15 protein-coding genes are annotated in these 17,214 nt (G+C 69.1%); 4 read left to right on the top strand and 11 right to left on the bottom strand.

Annotation, left to right across the window (positions count from 1 at the left end):
* Positions 1-82: 82 nt before the first annotated feature.
* The 7 genes from fbaA to OG510_RS17180 form a co-directional block, all read right to left on the bottom strand.
* Positions 83-1,114 carry a class II fructose-bisphosphate aldolase gene (gene fbaA / locus OG510_RS17150; RefSeq protein WP_164264418.1) on the bottom strand — a complete coding sequence of 344 codons (1,032 nt, stop codon included), beginning with the start codon at positions 1,112-1,114 and terminating at the stop codon, positions 83-85.
* A 205-nt stretch (positions 1,115-1,319) separates the two neighbouring features.
* The gene (gene pyrE, locus OG510_RS17155) at positions 1,320-1,862 is read right to left on the bottom strand and encodes an orotate phosphoribosyltransferase (protein WP_406137826.1); all 543 of its coding nucleotides are present in this window, start codon (positions 1,860-1,862) and stop codon (positions 1,320-1,322) included.
* A 51-nt stretch (positions 1,863-1,913) separates the two neighbouring features.
* Positions 1,914-2,717 carry an aldose 1-epimerase gene (locus OG510_RS17160; RefSeq protein ID WP_406137827.1) on the bottom strand — a complete coding sequence of 268 codons (804 nt, stop codon included), beginning with the start codon at positions 2,715-2,717 and terminating at the stop codon, positions 1,914-1,916.
* A 41-nt stretch (positions 2,718-2,758) separates the two neighbouring features.
* Complete coding sequence (locus OG510_RS17165) at positions 2,759-3,748, bottom strand: SRPBCC family protein (protein WP_406137829.1); 990 nt, start codon at positions 3,746-3,748, stop codon at positions 2,759-2,761.
* A gap of 72 nt (positions 3,749-3,820) precedes the next feature.
* On the bottom strand, positions 3,821-5,386 hold the full coding sequence (locus tag OG510_RS17170; RefSeq protein ID WP_406137831.1) for a polyamine aminopropyltransferase: 1,566 nt from the start codon (positions 5,384-5,386) through the stop codon (positions 3,821-3,823).
* Between the two features lie 54 nt (positions 5,387-5,440).
* Positions 5,441-5,959 carry a DUF2617 family protein gene (locus tag OG510_RS17175; protein WP_164264413.1) on the bottom strand — a complete coding sequence of 173 codons (519 nt, stop codon included), beginning with the start codon at positions 5,957-5,959 and terminating at the stop codon, positions 5,441-5,443.
* Between the two features lie 520 nt (positions 5,960-6,479).
* Positions 6,480-6,788 (bottom strand): hypothetical protein, encoded by a 309-nt coding sequence (locus OG510_RS17180; RefSeq protein WP_406137832.1) that lies wholly within the window; start codon positions 6,786-6,788, stop codon positions 6,480-6,482.
* Positions 6,789-6,938: 150 nt separating this feature from the next.
* On the opposite strand from OG510_RS17180, the gene OG510_RS17185 reads away from it, so the two are divergent.
* Entirely contained in the window at positions 6,939-8,138 is a 1,200-nt protein-coding gene (locus OG510_RS17185; protein WP_406137833.1) for a pyridoxal phosphate-dependent aminotransferase, read from the top strand.
* Between the two features lie 102 nt (positions 8,139-8,240).
* On the opposite strand, the gene OG510_RS17190 is transcribed toward OG510_RS17185, so the two are convergent.
* Together OG510_RS17190 and clpB are read right to left on the bottom strand one after the other, a co-directional pair.
* Positions 8,241-8,780, bottom strand: a complete 540-nt coding sequence (locus OG510_RS17190; RefSeq protein WP_406137834.1) for a YbjN domain-containing protein — start codon at positions 8,778-8,780, stop codon at positions 8,241-8,243.
* 122 nt (positions 8,781-8,902) lie between these two features.
* The gene (gene clpB, locus OG510_RS17195) at positions 8,903-11,524 is read right to left on the bottom strand and encodes an ATP-dependent chaperone ClpB (RefSeq protein WP_406142427.1); all 2,622 of its coding nucleotides are present in this window, start codon (positions 11,522-11,524) and stop codon (positions 8,903-8,905) included.
* A 205-nt stretch (positions 11,525-11,729) separates the two neighbouring features.
* Between clpB and OG510_RS17200 the strand changes: the two genes are divergently transcribed.
* Complete coding sequence (locus OG510_RS17200) at positions 11,730-12,134, top strand: pyridoxamine 5'-phosphate oxidase family protein (protein ID WP_406137835.1); 405 nt, start codon at positions 11,730-11,732, stop codon at positions 12,132-12,134.
* Between the two features lie 168 nt (positions 12,135-12,302).
* Here OG510_RS17200 and OG510_RS17205 read toward each other — a convergent pair whose 3' ends face one another.
* Complete coding sequence (locus OG510_RS17205) at positions 12,303-12,632, bottom strand: (2Fe-2S)-binding protein (protein ID WP_406137836.1); 330 nt, start codon at positions 12,630-12,632, stop codon at positions 12,303-12,305.
* Positions 12,633-12,959: 327 nt separating this feature from the next.
* On the opposite strand from OG510_RS17205, the gene OG510_RS17210 reads away from it, so the two are divergent.
* Together OG510_RS17210 and OG510_RS17215 are read left to right on the top strand one after the other, a co-directional pair.
* The gene (locus tag OG510_RS17210) at positions 12,960-13,943 is read left to right on the top strand and encodes a helix-turn-helix transcriptional regulator (RefSeq protein ID WP_406137837.1); all 984 of its coding nucleotides are present in this window, start codon (positions 12,960-12,962) and stop codon (positions 13,941-13,943) included.
* A gap of 127 nt (positions 13,944-14,070) precedes the next feature.
* A complete protein-coding gene (locus OG510_RS17215) occupies positions 14,071-15,030 on the top strand; it encodes a LuxR C-terminal-related transcriptional regulator (RefSeq protein WP_406137839.1) in 960 nt (319 codons plus the stop codon).
* A 189-nt stretch (positions 15,031-15,219) separates the two neighbouring features.
* On the opposite strand, the gene OG510_RS17220 is transcribed toward OG510_RS17215, so the two are convergent.
* Complete coding sequence (locus OG510_RS17220) at positions 15,220-16,719, bottom strand: MFS transporter (RefSeq protein ID WP_406137840.1); 1,500 nt, start codon at positions 16,717-16,719, stop codon at positions 15,220-15,222.
* Between the last annotated feature and the right edge of the window lie 495 nt (positions 16,720-17,214).

Raw genomic sequence — 17,214 nt, forward strand, 5'->3', positions numbered from 1 at the left:
CCGGCCCCGGACAGGGCTGCCCCGGATATGACGCGGGCCCGGCACCCCTGGGCGGGATACCGGGCCCGGCGTGACGGACGTGCTACTTGATGCGGGTGCCCGTGGAGCGCAGGTTGGCGCACGCCTCGGTGACGCGCTTCGCCATACCGGCCTCAGCGGCCTTGCCCCAGGTGCGCGGGTCGTAGGTCTTCTTGGAGCCGACCTCGCCGTCGACCTTCAGGACGCCGTCGTAATTGCGGAAGACGTGGTCCACCACCGGACGCGTGAAGGCGTACTGGGTGTCGGTGTCGAGATTCATCTTCACGACGCCGTTCTCCAGCGCGGTGGCGATCTCCTCCGCGGAGGAGCCGGAGCCGCCGTGGAAGACGAAGTCGAACGGCTGGCTGCCGGCCGGCTTGCCGTACTTGGCGGAGACGCCCTCCTGGAGGTCCTTCAGGAGCTCGGGGCGCAGGACGACGTTGCCCGGCTTGTAGACGCCGTGCACATTGCCGAAGGAGGCGGCCAGCAGGTAGCGGCCCTTCTCGCCCAGGCCGAGGGCCTCGGCGGTCCGCAGCGCGTCGTCGACGGTCGTGTACAGCGAGTCGTTGATCTCGTGGCTGACGCCGTCCTCCTCGCCGCCGGTCGGGGTGATCTCGACCTCAAGGATGATCTTGGCGGCGGCCGCCAGCGCGAGCAGCTCCTGGCCGATGGCCAGGTTGTCGGCGAGGGTCTCGGCGGAGCCATCCCACATGTGGGACTGGAAGAGCGGGTTCAGACCGGCCTCGACGCGCTTGCGGGAGACCTCGAGCAGCGGCCGGACATAGCCGTCGAGCTTGTCCTTGGGGCAGTGGTCGGTGTGCAGCGCGACCGTGACCGGGTACTTCTCGCCGACGATGTGCGCGAACTCGGCCAGCGCGACCGATCCGGTGACCATGTCCTTGGCGTACTGGCCGCCCAGGAACTCGGCACCGCCGGTGGAGATCTGGATGATGCCGTCGCTCTCGGCCTCGGCGAAGCCGCGCAGCGCCGCGTGCAAGGTCTGGGTCGAGGTCACGTTGATGGCCGGGTAGGCGAACTTGCCTGCCTTCGCCCGGTCGAGCATCTCGTTGTAGACCTCGGGGGTTGCGATGGGCATCTGTCCGCTCCTTGGGATGTGCGGGTGTGCGTAACTGGTCCCTGACCTGGGGGCGACGTCATCGTCGCCGCCCATCTTTCCAGACTCCTGGCGCGGGTCCACCTGGCGTGGTGGCTTGACCCTGAACACGGGGTGTGGTTTCACGTGAAACCACACCCCGTGTTCAGCGCCTCACAGACCGAGTTGCCTCACGGACCGGGTGGCCTCACAGATCGAGGTCACCCTGGTTGTACGCGAAGACGTACGGCACGCCCGCCTCGGCGATGACCTCGGCCGCGCCGGTGTTGCGGTCCACGATCGTGGCGACGGCGACCACCTCACCGCCGGCCTCGCGCACCGCCTCCACCGCGGTCATCGGCGAGCCGCCCGTCGTGGTGGTGTCCTCGACGACGAGAACCCGGCGGCCCTTGATGTCCGGGCCCTCGATGCGTCGCTGCATCCCGTGTGTCTTGGCGGCCTTGCGTACGACGAAGGCGTCCAGCGTCCTGCCGCGCGCCGATGAGGCGTGCAGCATGGCGTCCGCGATCGGGTCGGCGCCCAGCGTCAGCCCGCCGACCGCGTCGAAGTCCAGCCCGTCGGTCAGATCCAGCATCACCTGACCGACCAGCGGCGCGGCCACGCCGTCCAGGGTGATCCGGCGCAGATCGATGTACCAGTCGGCTTCGATCCCCGAGGAGAGCGTCACCTTGCCGTGCACGACGGCTTTGTCCTTGATGTGCTGGAGCAGATCAGCGCGTACGTCAGTCATGGTCCCGAGCTTAATTGGGACGGCCGGACAGCCGGTACTTCTCGCCCTGGCTCAGAGACGGCGCCAGCTCCAGGTGGCCGACATCTCCAGCGGGTCGATGGGTGTGACCAGGCGCGGCAGTGTGTTCAGCCCGTTCGGCGGGCCGGACTGGGGCTCGACGCAGACCGCTTCCGCCTGCTCGTCGTAGATCACGACCCATTCGGAGCGGCTGCGCACCGTCAGCTCCAGCTGTTCGGGCCAGGTGACGGTGACGTCCACTCCGTCCGGCATCCCGAAGCAGTCGTCCCAGGGGCCGGGGAGGGGGTCGATCCGCTTGCCGGTGGGCAGGTGGTCGTCGCCGCGCTCCTCCTGCCAGGCGGGCTCGAAGCCGAGCTGCGCGTCGCCGCCTACGCCCAGGTTCCGGTTGAACCAGGGGTGCCAGCCGGCCTGCGCGGGGAACGAGTCGTCGTAGGTCTCCACACCGAGGGTGAGCGTCAGGGCGGACTCGGTCAGCTCGAAGGTCTGGGTGACCCGGCCGGTGTACGGCCAGGGGTCGGCCAGATCGTAGGTGAACGCCGCCACGCCGAGCCCGTCGCCGCTGCCGGCACGGGCGGGCCGCCAGGCGGTGTTGCGGCCGGTGCCGTGGATGGCGTGCGGCGGGGAGTTCAGCGGCAGCTGGTGCGGGATGCCACCGTTGCTGAACCGGCCGTTCCCGGTACGGCCGCACCAGGGCACCATCGGGAAGCAGCCGAACTTGGCTCCCTGCCGCAGCAGTTCGGTACCGCCGATGCGGAGGCTGCGGATACGGCAGCCGTTCTCGGGGCTCACGGTCAACTCGGCGTCGCCGGCGACGAGCCGGACCTCTTCGCTACTCACGCCCCGACCCTAACGGGACGCGGACCGATCGGCCGCCCGGTTCAGCGCCGGCGCCGCAGGGCGCGGCCCACGACGACCGCCGATGCCAGGGCCAGCGCCGCCGCCGGGGCCGCCCAGCGGAGGGTCGCGCCCGCCGTGCTCGACGACGGGGCCGGTACCGGGGCGTAGCGGCCGCGGGGCGGGGCGTGGTCGACCTCTTCCGCGCTGCGGCCGATCATCGTGCGGCGGGCGTGTGCGGCCTCGACCGGGGGTTCGCCGGGGGCGGTGAAGCCCGCGTCGGCCGCCGGGTCGAGCGACGGCGGCGGCACCTCCGTATCGAACACGGACGCCCCGGCATCCCCGTGGCCGTCCCCGTCCCCGGAATCGTTGGCATCGGTGGAATCGGTGGAGGCTGGTTCATCGGTGGGGGCTGGTGTAGCGCCGTCGGAATCGGTGGAGGACCCCGAATCGGCGGACCCAGCGGCATCGGCAGCACCGGTATCGGTGCCCCCGGCATCCGCGGCCCCGGCGGCATCCGCAGCCCTGGCATCCGCGGACCCAGCCGCATCGGCGGCACCGCCACCGCTGCCGCTGACGCCACCGCTGCCGTCAGCCTGCGCCTCGGCCCGTACGCGGTCGCCGAAGCGGTCGAGCAGGCGGCGGGCCGCGGTCAGTGCGGCCTCGGGCGGGATCTGCGCCAGACGGCCATCGGTCGCCCGGGCCGTCCCCGTCCACCTCAGAGTCGTCCCCGCGTCCGCATCCGCGAGGCCCAGCTTCAGCGAGAGTGTGACCGACCCGGGGCCGCGAGCCTCCGTGCCCTCGCCGTCGATCTCGTAGCCGCCGTCCCGCTCCACGAAGCGCACGGTCCCGCGGTACGTGATCGTGTGGCCGTCGATCCTGACCTTGAGCCGGCCCGCGAGCCCGCCCTTCCCGGCGCCGGCGCTGTCCGCGTCCTGTTGGAGCCCCGGTACGCAGCGGGCCACACGGGCGGGGTCCGCCAGGACCCGTCGGACGGACTCTGCCGGAACCGGAACGACCACCTCATGCTCCATGGAAGCCGAGCCTACTCAGCCACAGCCGACTCGTCTGCCTTTCGGCCGGGGCACACGCACACCGCCCCCGCCTCACCCCCCGTACCGCGGATGCACCAGCGTCGACGGCGGCACATCCGGCGGCCGGCCCGGCACCCGTGACCAGGTGCCCGCGGTCTCCGGCCCGAGCCGCGGAGTGCCATGGGCCGCCAGGACGAAGCCCCAGCCGCCGGGCACCTTCCCCGCACCCTTCCCCGTGTCCTTCGCCCGGTCGGGGCCCGCGGCGAAGCCCACGCCTCGGCCCGACGCCCGGTACGGAACCGCCCGCAGGCCGGCCGCCCGCACCGTCGCGTCGACCGTCCAGAAACTGTCGGGGCGGGTGTCGACCGGGCCCGCGTGGACGGCCAGCCGGCCGCCCGGGGCCAGCACCCGCGACACCAGGCCGTAGAACTCCTCCGAGTAGAGCTTGGTGCTCGCGGTGATCCCCGGGTCGGGCAGATCCGTGAGGACCACGTCGTACCGCGGCCTCGGGGAGCGCAGCCAGTTGAAGGCGTCAGCGGTGACCACCCGCAGCCGCGGGTCGCGGTAGGCATGCCCGTTGAGCGCGGAGAGTCCGGGATCGGTGCGGGCCAGCCGTTCGACACCGGGGTCGAGTTCGACCACGGTCACCGACGCCACGTCCCGGTGGCGCAGCACCTCGCGGGCCGCGAGGCCGTCGCCGCCGCCCAGGATCAGTACGTTCCGGTGCGGCCCGCGCATCGCGGGGTCGACCAGCGCCCGGTGGTACTGCCGTTCGTCGGCGCCGTCGACCCGGAGCCTGCCGTCCAGGAAGAGGTCCAGGGTGCCGTGCGCGGACCGGGTCAGGACGATCTCCTGGACGCGGGTCTGCTCGGCGACCCGCACCTGCGCCCCGTACACCGCGCGCCTGGCGGCCAGTTCGAAGTCGCCCACCAGTGCCGTCGCCGTGGCCAGCACGGCGAGCACCAGCACGTTCAGCAGGATCAGCCACCACCTCGCCCGGGTCGTCAGATCGCGCCGGAAGAGCCACAGCACCAGCGCACCGCCGACCACGGCGTTGACCGTGCCGGTGAGCAGCGCCCCGGTGAGCTGGCCGAGCAGCGGCAGCAGCAGGAACGGGAAGGCGAGTCCGCCGACCAGCGCGCCCACGTAGTCCGCCGCGAACAGGTCGGCCACCGCGCCGCCCGCGTCCTGTCGCGAGACCCGCTGGATCAGCGTCATCAGCAGCGGGATCTCGGCGCCCATCAGCACCCCGATCGCCAGCGAGAAACCGACCAGGGCATACCGCGAACCGCCGCCGCCCGCCCAGGCGAAGGAGCCGTACAGGACGAGCGCCGAGCCGCCGCCGATCAGCGCCAGCGCGGCCTCGACCAGGCCGAACCCCACGGCGGCGCGGACCCGCAGCCGTTTGGCGAGGAGCGAGCCGATCCCCATCGCGAAGACCATGACGGACAGCACGACCGACGCCTGGGTGACCGAGTCCCCGATCAAGTACGAGGCGAGGGCGACCAGTTCCAGCTCGTACACCAGTCCGCAGGCGGCGCAGACGAAAACGGTGGCGAGGACCAGCACCCTGCCGGTCCTCGGGCGTACGGAGAGCGCCGCGTCCTGGGTTTCTGGGGGCGCGGACTGGTCGATCATGCCAAGAACGCTACGTTACGGAACGCACACCACTCGTCACCCACAAGGATGCAATCAGGCTTCGACGGGGATGCGTACCCCAACTCTGGTGCGGGTGACCACGAGTTGCCCCTCCTGCGGGTACGCGTGCCAGGTGCGCCAGTGCACCTGGCCCTCGCGCCGCTGCGCGAGCATCGCGGTGAAGGCGTGCGGGGAGCCGGGGAACGTACCGGCCAGGCCGTTCGGATGGTCGGCGACCAGAGCGAGCAACTCCTGTGCGCGGCCCGCGAACGAGCAGGCCGAGAGCGTCTCGACGCAGGCCGCGAACTCGTACCCCCAGTCGCCGACGCGCTCGGCGACGCCGAGCGGTAAGGGAGTGCTGCTTCCCGGGATGCAGGCGACGGTCTCGGAACAGGTGCCGCCCTCCTCCTCGAGAAGCACCTGGTGAGAGGCGCCGAGGAGCCTCATCTGGAGCTTGGCGCCGCCGAGTTCGAGATCGAGGACCGCGAGCGCGGGCAGCGGTTCGCGGCCCAGCGCCCAGGCCAGATCGGCGGCGCGAGTGTCGGTGTAGGCAGTACTGAGGGTCGTGAGCATGGGTGGGCTCCGCAAACACACAATCGGCAGATGGACGGGGTTCTCCCCGGAGCAGGTGTCAGGGAAAGAGACGCCGGCATGGGCCACGGTCAGGTCTCAGGTCCGAGGGCTGCTTCTTCTCACATGGAGGGAATCACGAAGTACGCGATGCTCACAGCGTTTTTACCCAACTTGAAGGGGTTTCCATCCCCCCGGGGGCTGCGCTGTTCATACGTTCAACAAACCGGCGGTGAGGGGGATGCGGAGTGAGCCGTGAGGCGAGCTGTGGGGCGGTACGGGCGGTGTCCGGCGGGGCCGCGAGCAGCTGAGAGATGGGTCACAGCGACCCGGCAGCGGCGACGACGGCGGGCGTCCGGTGCGGGCGAGGCAGGTGTCCGGCGGGGGCGAGCCGGGTGCCCGGTTGCAGGCAGGGCGGGCGTGCGGTTTGCAGGCAAGGCGGCGTCCGGTGGGGGCAACCAGAAGGCGCCCGCCGGGGGTTGACCCGGCGGGCGCCTGCGGAACGTGCGAGCGCGGTCCTGTGTCAGCTGGAGCCGCCGCACCCGCCGCCGCCACCGCACGAGGAACCGCCCCCGCACGACGAACCCCCGCCGCAGGACGAATGGCCGCCGCCACAGGAGTGGTGCCCGCCGGAGTGCCCGCCCGAGTGGTGGCCGCCGGAGTGGTGACCGCCCGGTCCGCTGTCCCCGGCCCACCAGCTGCCGCCGCCCGCCGCCGTACCGCCCACGGCGGACGAGCGGCCGGCGCGCCCCTTGCGCCCACCGCGCCTCCGGTCGGCGGACACCAGCGCGACCAGCACGATCACCACTACCGCCACGATGAAAAAGCCCACGGCACTCACCCCTCATCCGTCCGGCGCAGCGGGGCCCCCCGTCGGTCCCCGCCCGGCTGCCGGGCTTCTCGTGTGACAGGCCAATCCCCGGTACGCGCGGCCTCAAGCAGGAGTTGAGGAAGTCCAGAGGTTCGGCGCAGGATGGCCGGCATGACCACTACGGGAAGCTCCACGGAACAGGTCGGCGGCCGGCCGCTGCTCAACCACCGGCTCGACGGGCTCGGCACCACCATCTTCGCGGAGATGTCCGCGCTGGCCACGGCCACCGGCGCGATCAACCTGGGCCAGGGCTTCCCGGACACCGACGGCCCGGACGAGGTCCGCGAGGCGGCGGTCCGTGCGCTGCGCGAGGGCAGAGGGAACCAGTACCCACCGGGCCCGGGCATCCCGGAGCTGCGCTCGGCGATCGCCGACCACCAGAGCCGCTTCTACGGCATCGGCCTCGACCCCGACACGGAGGTCCTGGTCACCGCCGGGGCCACCGAGGCCATCGCCGCCGCGATGCTCGCCCTGCTGGAGCCGGGCGACGAGGTCATCGCGTTCGAGCCGTTCTACGACTCGTACGCCGCCTGCATCGCCATGGCGGGCGCCGTCCGCGTACCGCTGACCCTCCGCGCCCCGGACTTCCGGCCCGACCTCGACGCACTGCGGGACGCGATCACGCCGCGCACCCGGCTGCTGCTGCTCAACACACCGCACAACCCGACCGGCATGGTGCTCAGCCCCGACGAGCTGACGGCCATCGCGGACCTGGCGCGCGAACGCGACCTGCTCGTGGTCACCGACGAGGTCTACGAACACCTGGTCTTCGACGGCCCCCACCACCCGATCGCGGCGCTGCCCGGGATGCGTGAGCGCACCGTCTCCATCTCGTCGGCGGGCAAGACGTTCTCGTTCACCGGGTGGAAGGTCGGCTGGGTCACCGGATCCCCGGCCCTCGTCTCGGCGGTGCGCACGGCGAAGCAGTATCTGACCTATGTGAGCGCGGGACCGTTCCAGTACGCGGTCGCCGAGGCGCTGCGGCTCCCGGACAGCTACTTCACCACCCTGCGGACCGATATGCGGCGCAAGCGCGATCTGCTCGACGGGGGCCTGCGGGCCGCCGGATTCACCGTGTACGAGCCGCAGGGCACGTACTTCATCACGACCGACATCGCGCCCTTCGGCGAGAAGGACGCGCTCGCGTTCTGCCGTGCGCTGCCGGAGCGCTGCGGTGTGGTGGCGGTGCCCAGCTCGGTGTTCTACGACGACCCGGAGCCGGGCCGCAGCCAGGTGCGCTTCACGTTCTGCAAGAAGGACGAGGTGCTCAGGGACGCGGGAGAACGGCTGAAGGGCGCCTTCAGGGGCTGAGCGCTGCTCTTGCAAAGCAGGTGTCGACGGCAGGAAGCCCGGTTCACGGGGCACCGAGGTGCCCCGTGAACCGGGCTTCGTACCTGTCTGGCTACGACCGTCTCAGGCGTCGTCGCCGGGCTGCTCGTCGTCGCCCTTGCCGGACTCCAGGTCCTGCTCAAGACCGAGCTGGTCGACAAGCCACTTGTCGAACTCGATCGAGGCACGGACCCAGCTGACCGTGGACGACACGAAGTGCTCCAGCGCCACGCCGGTGCCGATGAGCATCTGCGCCTCACCGATGAGCCGGACGCTGCCGTCGTCGTGGGTGTGCGTGTAGACCTTGGGCCACAGCGTGCGGCGGTTCCAGTCGTCGATCAGCTCAAGGAGCTGCGCCTTCTCCTCGATGCCGTGCGGGCGGTCGTAGAACGTCCGGACGGAGAAGACCTGCTGGTCGTCCTCACCGCGGAACATGAAGTACGTGCGGAATTCCTCCCACGGCGCGGCGAGGTCACCCTCGTCGTCCAGGACGTACTTCAGCTCCATCTGCTCGAGGAGCTGCTTGACCAGATCCTGGTCGGGAACGACGGGGCCCGCCGGTCCTGAATCCTGCGGATCGGGCTGGCCCCCGAAGTTCGGAATGGAGGACGGGTCGATGGTCATCTTTGAATTGCCCTTCGTACGAGTTCCGCCATCCTCTCCCATGGCGGGCGGGGCATGGCAACCCCCGCCCCGCTCTATCGGCCGGTGTCCGCTCCGGGCTTAGCCCGATACCGGCTCCGGGCTCAGCCCGCGCTCTCGACCGGGGTCTCCGCGCGGCCCACGATCAGCTCGTCGCCGACCCGCTCCACCCGGACCGTGTCGCCGTCGGTGACCTCGCCCGCGAGGATCTCCTTCGCCAGCCGGTCGCCGATCGCCGTCTGGATCAGCCGGCGCAGCGGCCGGGCGCCGTACGCCGGGTCGTTGCCCTCTTCGGCCAGCCAGGCCAGTGCCTCGGGGGTGACCTCCAGGGTGAGCCGCCGGTCGGCCAGGCGCTGGGCCAGCCGGTCGATCTGGAGGCCCGCGATGTGCGCCAGCTCGTCGGGCGAGAGCGCGGAGAAGACCACCAGGTCGTCGAGGCGGTTGAGGAACTCGGGCTTGAAGGAGGCCCGCACCACGTCGAGGACCTGCTTCTTCTTCTCCTCGGGCTTGGTCAGCGGGTCGACCAGATACTGGCTGCCGAGGTTCGACGTCAGGACCAGGATGGTGTTGCGGAAGTCCACCGTGCGGCCCTGGCCGTCGGTGAGGCGTCCGTCGTCGAGGACCTGGAGCAGCACGTCGAAGACCTCGGGGTGGGCCTTCTCCACCTCGTCGAGCAGCACCACGCTGTACGGGCGCCTGCGCACCGCCTCGGTGAGCTGGCCGCCCTCCTCGTACCCCACATAGCCGGGCGGCGCACCGACGAGCCGGGCGACCGAGTGCTTCTCGCTGTACTCGCTCATGTCGATGCGGACCATGGCCCGCTCGTCGTCGAAGAGGAAGTCGGCGAGCGCCTTGGCCAGCTCGGTCTTGCCGACGCCGGTCGGGCCGAGGAAGAGGAACGAACCGGTGGGCCGGTCGGGGTCGGCGATGCCGGCGCGAGTGCGGCGTACGGCGTCGGAGACGGCGCGGACCGCTTCGGTCTGGCCGATCAAGCGGCGGCCCAGCTCCTCCTCCATCCGCAGCAGCTTCTGCGTCTCGCCCTCCAGGAGACGGCCGGCCGGGATACCGGTCCACGCGCCCACCACGTCGGCGATGTCGTCGGAGCCGACCTCCTCCTTGACCATGGTGCTCTTGGTGTCGGCGGTCTTGGCCGCCTCCTGCTCGGCCTCGGTGGCCTCCTCCAGCTCCTGCTCCAGGCCGGGGATCTCCCCGTACAGCAGCTTGGACGCGGTGTCGAAGTCCCCGTCGCGCTGGGCGCGCTCGGCCTGGCCGCGGAGTTCGTCGACGCGCTCCTTCAGCTCACCGACCCGGTTGAGGCCCTCCTTCTCCTTCTCCCAGCGTGCGGTGAGGCCGCGCAGCTCCTCCTCGCGGTCGGCGAGGTCGCGGCGCAGCTTCTCCAGGCGCTGCTTGGAAGCGGCGTCCGTCTCGTTCTTGAGGGCCAGCTCCTCCATCCGCAGCCGGTCGACGGAGCGCTGGAGCTCGTCGATCTCGACGGGGGACGAGTCGATCTCCATCCGCAGCCGGGACGCGGCCTCGTCCACCAGGTCGATGGCCTTGTCGGGGAGGAAGCGGGAGGTGATGTAGCGGTCGGAGAGGGTCGCGGCGGCGACCAGGGCCGCGTCCGCGATCTGGACCTTGTGGTGCGCCTCGTAGCGGCCCTTGAGCCCGCGCAGGATCGCGATGGTGTCCTCGACCGACGGCTCGGCGACCAGCACCTGCTGGAAGCGCCGCTCCAGGGCGGCGTCCTTCTCGATGTGCTCGCGGTACTCGTCGAGGGTCGTCGCGCCGACCATGCGCAGCTCACCGCGGGCCAGCATCGGCTTGAGCATGTTGCCCGCGTCCATCGCGGAGTCGCCGCCTGCGCCCGCGCCGACGACGGTGTGCAGCTCGTCGATGAAGGTGATGACCTGGCCGTCGCTCTCCTTGATCTCGGCCAGGACGGACTTCAGCCGCTCCTCGAACTCGCCGCGGTACTTCGCGCCGGCGACCATGGCCCCCAGGTCGAGGGAGATCAGCCGCTTGTTCCGCAGGCTCTCCGGCACATCGCCCTTGACGATCCGCTGGGCGAGGCCCTCCACGACGGCCGTCTTGCCGACGCCCGGCTCGCCGATGAGCACGGGGTTGTTCTTGGTGCGCCGGGACAGCACCTGCACCACCCGGCGGATCTCGTGGTCCCGCCCGATGACCGGGTCGAGCTTGCCTTCACGTGCCGCTGCTGTGAAGTCCGTACCGAACTTCTCCAGCGCCTTGTACTGACCCTCGGGGTCGGGTGTGGTCACCCGGCGCCCTCCCCTGCTCGTCTCGAACGCTTCCAGCAATTCTTTGGCACCGGCACCCTGCTGCGCCAGCAGTTCGCCCGCGTGGCCGCCCTTGGCGGCGATCCCGATGAGCAGATGCTCGGTCGAGATGTACTCGTCCCCCAGTTCCTTGGCCCGCTGCGAGGCGTCCGCGATGACGGCGAGCAGCTCGCGGTCGGGCCGCGGGGGCGCGACCGTCGACCCGGCCACGCTGGGCAGCCCGCCGAGCAGCCGCTCGGCCCCTGACCCCACGGCCGCCTGGTCCGCCTCGACGGCGGCGAGCAGGTCGACGACGTTCTCGTTGTCCTGCCCCTCCAGCAGTGCGAGCAGCAGATGGGCGGGGGTCAGGTCGGGGTTGCCACTGGACACGGCGCGGCTGTTCGCCGCGGTGATCGCGTCCTGGCTCTTGTTGGTCAGCTCGGCGTCCACGTGTGCGCTCTCCTCCTCGCGGGGCGGGTCCGTCCCGGCAACGGCTGTCATGTCGCTGGCCGTCCTGCTGCAACGGCCTGGACTCAGGCAACGTACATAAAGTTGAGTCTATTCCACTCAACCTTTCTTGGACAGGCCCACCGGCCCCCGGCCGACGGGATCTCCGCCACACCGGGCGTCGCGGAGCGCGGGTAGGTTCGCGCCCATGGCCATTGACCCACGGAACCCCGAGCCGCCCTACCTCAGCTTCTGGCGCGAATTCCATCGCTGCACCTTGACGACCCTGCGCCCGGACGGTTCACCGCATGTGGTGCCGGTCGGGGTGACGTGGGAGCCGGCGGCCGGGACAGCCAGGGTCATCGCCAACAAGAAGTCGCGGAAGGTCGCCCATGTGCTGGCGGCGGGCCCGGAGGGCGCACGGGTCGCGGTCTGCCAGGTGGCACCGGGGCGCTGGGCGACGCTGGAGGGGCGCGCGAGGATCCGTACGGAGCCGGATGCCGTCGCCGACGCGGTACGGCGTTACGCGGAGCGCTACGGGCGCACGCCGTCCGAGAACCCGGACCGGGTCCTGATCGAGATCAGCGTCGAGCGGGCGATGGGCCGCGCCTGACCCGTACGGCCACCGGGGCGGCCGGGCCCCACCGGGGTGACAGGCCGCCGGGTCGCCGGGACGACAGGGAAAGTGCGCGCAGCACAGCGGCGCCACCGTGTTCAGGTCACGGTGGCGCCGCTGTGTGGGGGAAGCGCCTGAGCGATCTGTTACGACGGGGGAATCGCGTCAGGCACTGCGGGGGATAGCTGTGGTCGGCTCGGCGTCGAACAACTGGTGGTCACGCCGGTCGAGGTTGACGAACACCATGCCGTAACGGATGGCACAGCGAACAGGCTGCGGGGCACCCCGGGGCTTGCGCAGGCACCGGTAGGCGCGGACGTCACCGTCGTCACCGTCCTCCTCGCGTACGACGACGATCGGCTCACCGAACAGGGTGACCATCAACGAGTCACCACGGTGCGGAATCGCCGTGACGAGGTCGATGAAATGCCACCCGGAGCGGTAGGCGACGGCCATCTCGCGCTGGAAGACTCTGTCGTCCGGTGGGACGGTCATGCCTGCACCGAAGTCTGTGCACTGTCCCAGCCGCTGTCCATGGCCGGGGACGCCGCGTGCACAATGTCCCAGCCGCTGTCGGACGGGGCAATGGCCCTGCCGGCTCCCGCGCCGAGGGTCGCCCCACTCAGAACACCGAACGCCAAGGCCACGGAGAAAGCAGCGGCAAGCGCCGAGCGAAGCAATATCTTGTACATAGTCGGCTTCGTCCTCACTTGATGGTGTCTTCTCCCCCGCATGACAAGACGATGGCTCATTCCGGCACGTCAGCGCTACACGCACGATGCATCATGTTCTTGCACGTTCAGGACCCTGGGGGGTGGAGATTTGCCCAGTAACACCACACAACCGACACACCCTCATGCCGTCACCGACTTGTGCGACGAGGGCGCCCGCCTGTACGCCAGTGCGCTGAGCGCCGGACGTGTCACCCGCATCGAGGTGGAATCCGCGCCGTGCCTGGCCGAACTCGGCCTGCTGCACCCGGATCCCGACGACGCGAACTGGCTCCGCCCGGTTCCGCCTTCCATCGCGCTCGCTCAGCGGCTGCATCCGCTGGAACGCGAGATCCAGGACCGCAGACGGATGTCCGTCCAGCTAACGGACTCTTTCGAGCCGTTCATGGCCATCAGCGCCCAGACACCACCGAGCACCCACGCCATCACCGTGCTGGAGGGCTTCGACCGGATCAACGCCGCGCTCAACCTCGCCACCGCAGAGTGCAGTACGGAGATGCTGACGGTCCAGCCGGGCGGCGGACGCAGCGAACACGTCCTGAGCCAGGCCCTGGAACGGGACAGGCCCCTGATCGACCGCGGCGTCAGCATACGCACGCTGTACCAGCACACCGTCAGATACAGCCAGGGCACCCTCGCGTACGTGGACCGGATATCCGGCGGCAAGGCCGAAATCCGCACCCTGGAAGAGCTGATAGAGCGCCTGATCATCTTCGACCGCACGGTTGCCTTCATCCCCGCGCGCGACGACCGCAGGGTCGCCCTGGAACTGCGCCATCCCGGACTTGTCGAGTACCTCATCAAGGTCTTCGAGCAGCTGTGGCGGCGTGCCACCCCGCTGCTCGATGAGATCCCCTACAACCCCACGCCCGACGGTGTGTCCGGCGTCCAGCGTTCCATCGCCCAGCTCCTGGTGGAGGGGCATGTCGACGAGGCCATAGCCCGGCGCCTCGGTATGAACGTACGGACCTGTCGCGCCCACGTCGCCAAACTCTCCGCGTCCTTGGGCAGCAGCAGCAGGGCCCAACTCGGCTATCTGATCGCGCAGTCCGGCATCCTGGAGCAGGGAAACTGACCGCGATACCCGGTACACGCAATGATTCTGGTGTGTCCGCGGCGGCGCGGCCACCCTCAACTTGCTGCTCTGCAGCTTGATGAGGGGGCGAGCGGCCCTGCCGCCAGAACTCAGGGACGGAGCAGAAGTGACGGCGCCCCAGCACACACATGGTGTGGAGGAGCTGTGCGAGTCCGGCAGCCGGATATACGCCGAAGCCCTGAAACAGCGATACGTCGAGCGCCCGGCCGCAGCGGCGGCCCCCTGCCTCATCGACCTGGGGCTCCTGCATCCGGACCCGGACCACATGGACCGCCTCCTCCCCACGTCTCCCTCGCGCGCCCTCCACACGGTGCTCCGCGACATCGAGACGGAGATCCACACACGCCGTTCACGCGAAGTCAGGATCGCCGAGACCCTGGAACGGTTCATCGCGCTCGACTCCCCGGATCCGGCGGAAAGCGCACCCGGGATCGTGGTGCTGGAGGGTCTCCCCCGCATCAACACCGCGATCAACCGTGCCAACAACGACTGCCGCACCGAGGCGTTGTGTGTCCAGCCCGGACCTCGCAGCGAGTACGAACTGCGCACGGCCCTGCCCAGGGGCCTGTTGCTGCGCGAGCGCGGAGCCCACATGCGCACCCTCTACCAGCGCGCCTCGCTGCACAGCCCGGGGTTACGCGACTACCTGGAGCAGATGGGTGATGCGATAGAGATCCGCAGCCTGGACGACATCCCCGAGCGCCTGATCATCTTCGACCGCTCGGTCGCCTTCATCCCCGCCAGCGCCGACCGCACCACCGCCCTGGAACTGCGCCACCCCGCCCTGATCGAATACCTCGCCACCGTCTTCGAGCGGTTCTGGCGCCAAGGCATCCCCCTCCACGAGCCCGCACCCCCCGTACCGGCCAGGGCCGGGATCTCCGAGCGTCAGTACGCCGTCGCCCGGCTCCTCAGCGAAGGGCATCCCGACGAAGCCGTAGCCAAGCGACTCGGCATCAGCGTCCGCACCTGCCGCACCCATATCGCGCACCTCTCCACCGTGCTCGGCACCACGAACCGGGTGCAGCTCGGCGTACGGATCGCCCAGTCCGGGATGCTCGAATAACCAGACACCACCAGCCAGCAACGCTTGCAGATACCCACACAAATACCGGAGGCCAACGCCGACCCGTTGTCGGTCGATCAAGGGCGCATGAGCCCGCTCGTCCGGGTCTCGTGGATCTAAGTCGCACGACGACACACAGAACAGGGGATTTCGGTCGATCCCGACAACATCTACCAGAGAGTTCCGGCTTCATCTCTTTTGTAACATAAGTTCCTGATTGTGATCAGTCGATCGCAATGCCATCGACGCGTACAACCCGCCGGCCACCACCAGCAGTCCAGCCGCCGTAAAGATCGTATCGATCCGGCCGAACTGGATACCGGCGATGTCTACGTGGAAGTCACGCAAGGCAGTGCTGGCGAGCCAACCCGCCCCTGAAACCCCCAGCAATGCTCCCAATTGCTGAACGGGATTGATCACAGAGATGACCCGACCCAAATGAGATTGTGGAACTGACGCAAGCAACACCGGGGTTAATGCCGTATTGACAGCGGCCAAGGGGATGCCCACGACGGCCAAAGTGATGAGCGAGGGGCCCAGAGAGCCCAGCCGTGAGTAAAACACCAGGCCCAAACCGGTCAGCAGCAGTCCAAGAGAGAACGTTCGGGCCGCCCCCAGCCGCCCCACCATCCGCGTCGCGAGCAGAGCCCCGGCAATCAGTCCGCACCCTAGAGCCATCTCCAGGGTGCCGTACCAGCTCGCATCAGCATGCAGATTGTCGGTCACGAAGAACACATTCAACGTGTTCAAGGCATCAGCACCGACAGTGACCAGGGCAACAGTCACCATCAATGCCGTCACGGCACGGCTCCCCGTCACCAGCCGCAGACCGGCAATGAACTCCGCACGCACCCCGGCGAGTCCGGGGGTGGCAACCGGCACGGAGGCAGCGGCGCGTACGCGGACGGCACGTACAGCTACAAAAGAGGCCAGGAAGGAGAGGGTGTTCAGGAGCAACGCCCACCGCACGCCGACGACAAACAAGACGGGTGCGGCCAGCGGAGGTCCCGCGATGATGGCGATGGCCTGTGTTGCCTGTCCAATCCCAGAGGCTCGTGCACGTTCCCCGGGCTTCACAACGTCCCCAATCAGCGCAAACCGGGCTGGATTGAAGAACTGGGCGGCCGCGGTGGCTAACAGCACGGTCACGTACACAGCCACGAGCACGCCTGCGTCCGGCAAGGTCCCGTTCGGCAGGAACGCCACTACGGTCAACGCACCAATCAGGGCCACGCGAACCAAGTCCGCAACCAACATGGTGCGCCGCCGGTCCCAGCGATCGACGAACACCCCAGCAATCGGCCCAACGGCGAGAGTTCCTATCGCAACGATCCCGATCAATGCCGAGGCTGCAGCCGGAGCATACGGCTTGCCAGCCAGCAGCACCTGGCCCACCCAGAGCGACAGAGTGGTCGCGAAGGCAAAGTCACCGATCTGGGAGACCAACTGCCCTGCCCATAACAGCCGATAGTTGCGATTGATCAGCATCATCGCGACATTGTGTCGGCAGCTACGTCCATTGGGAAGAGGACGGGCGCGGAAGATCCATACATCTCGGTGACCTAAACAGGCAAAGCCGATATTGGCCAGTCGATCCGGGTGACAGAGCCAGCCGGTGGGCGCATATTTGATGTCGTCGCACCGGGAGATCTCGGCGCGACCGCAGATGAACGAAGGGCGAATGATCATCTACACGATCCACTTGCATTCGCTCTCCAGACATTCTGGATACGTAACCCTGCTTGCTTCGTCCAACACTCGGACCCAATACAAGAAATGAAGGTAGCCCCTCATTCTAGTAGGTTCCGGGCGCCGAGGGACAAGCGATCAAGGAAGGTATCGAATCCGCCGGCGTGCAAAATTTGCTCGCATGGATACAGATTCGGAGGAGCAGATGCAAGACTATCTGGAGCAACTCCAGACGCTTCCCATGCTTTCCGAGGACCCATCGGCCGCACTCCACGCACCCGAGCCGGCCAACTGACCTTCGCCCGGCACGCCTTCACAAATGAAAGGAGGAATGCTCATGGTTCAGAAAATCACAATCGAGAATGACCCCATCGAGGGCGAAGACGGCGAGCTGAACGCACCTATTACCGTCTCCGTCGGAGACTGACGGTACGGCCGATAGCTCAGGTGTGGGGTCGCCCATCTCGCGGCGGCCCCACGTCCGACATCCCTAAG

The sequence above is a fragment of the Streptomyces sp. NBC_01089 genome, assembly GCF_045162975.1.
Taxonomy (GTDB): Bacteria; Actinomycetota; Actinomycetes; order Streptomycetales; family Streptomycetaceae; genus Streptomyces.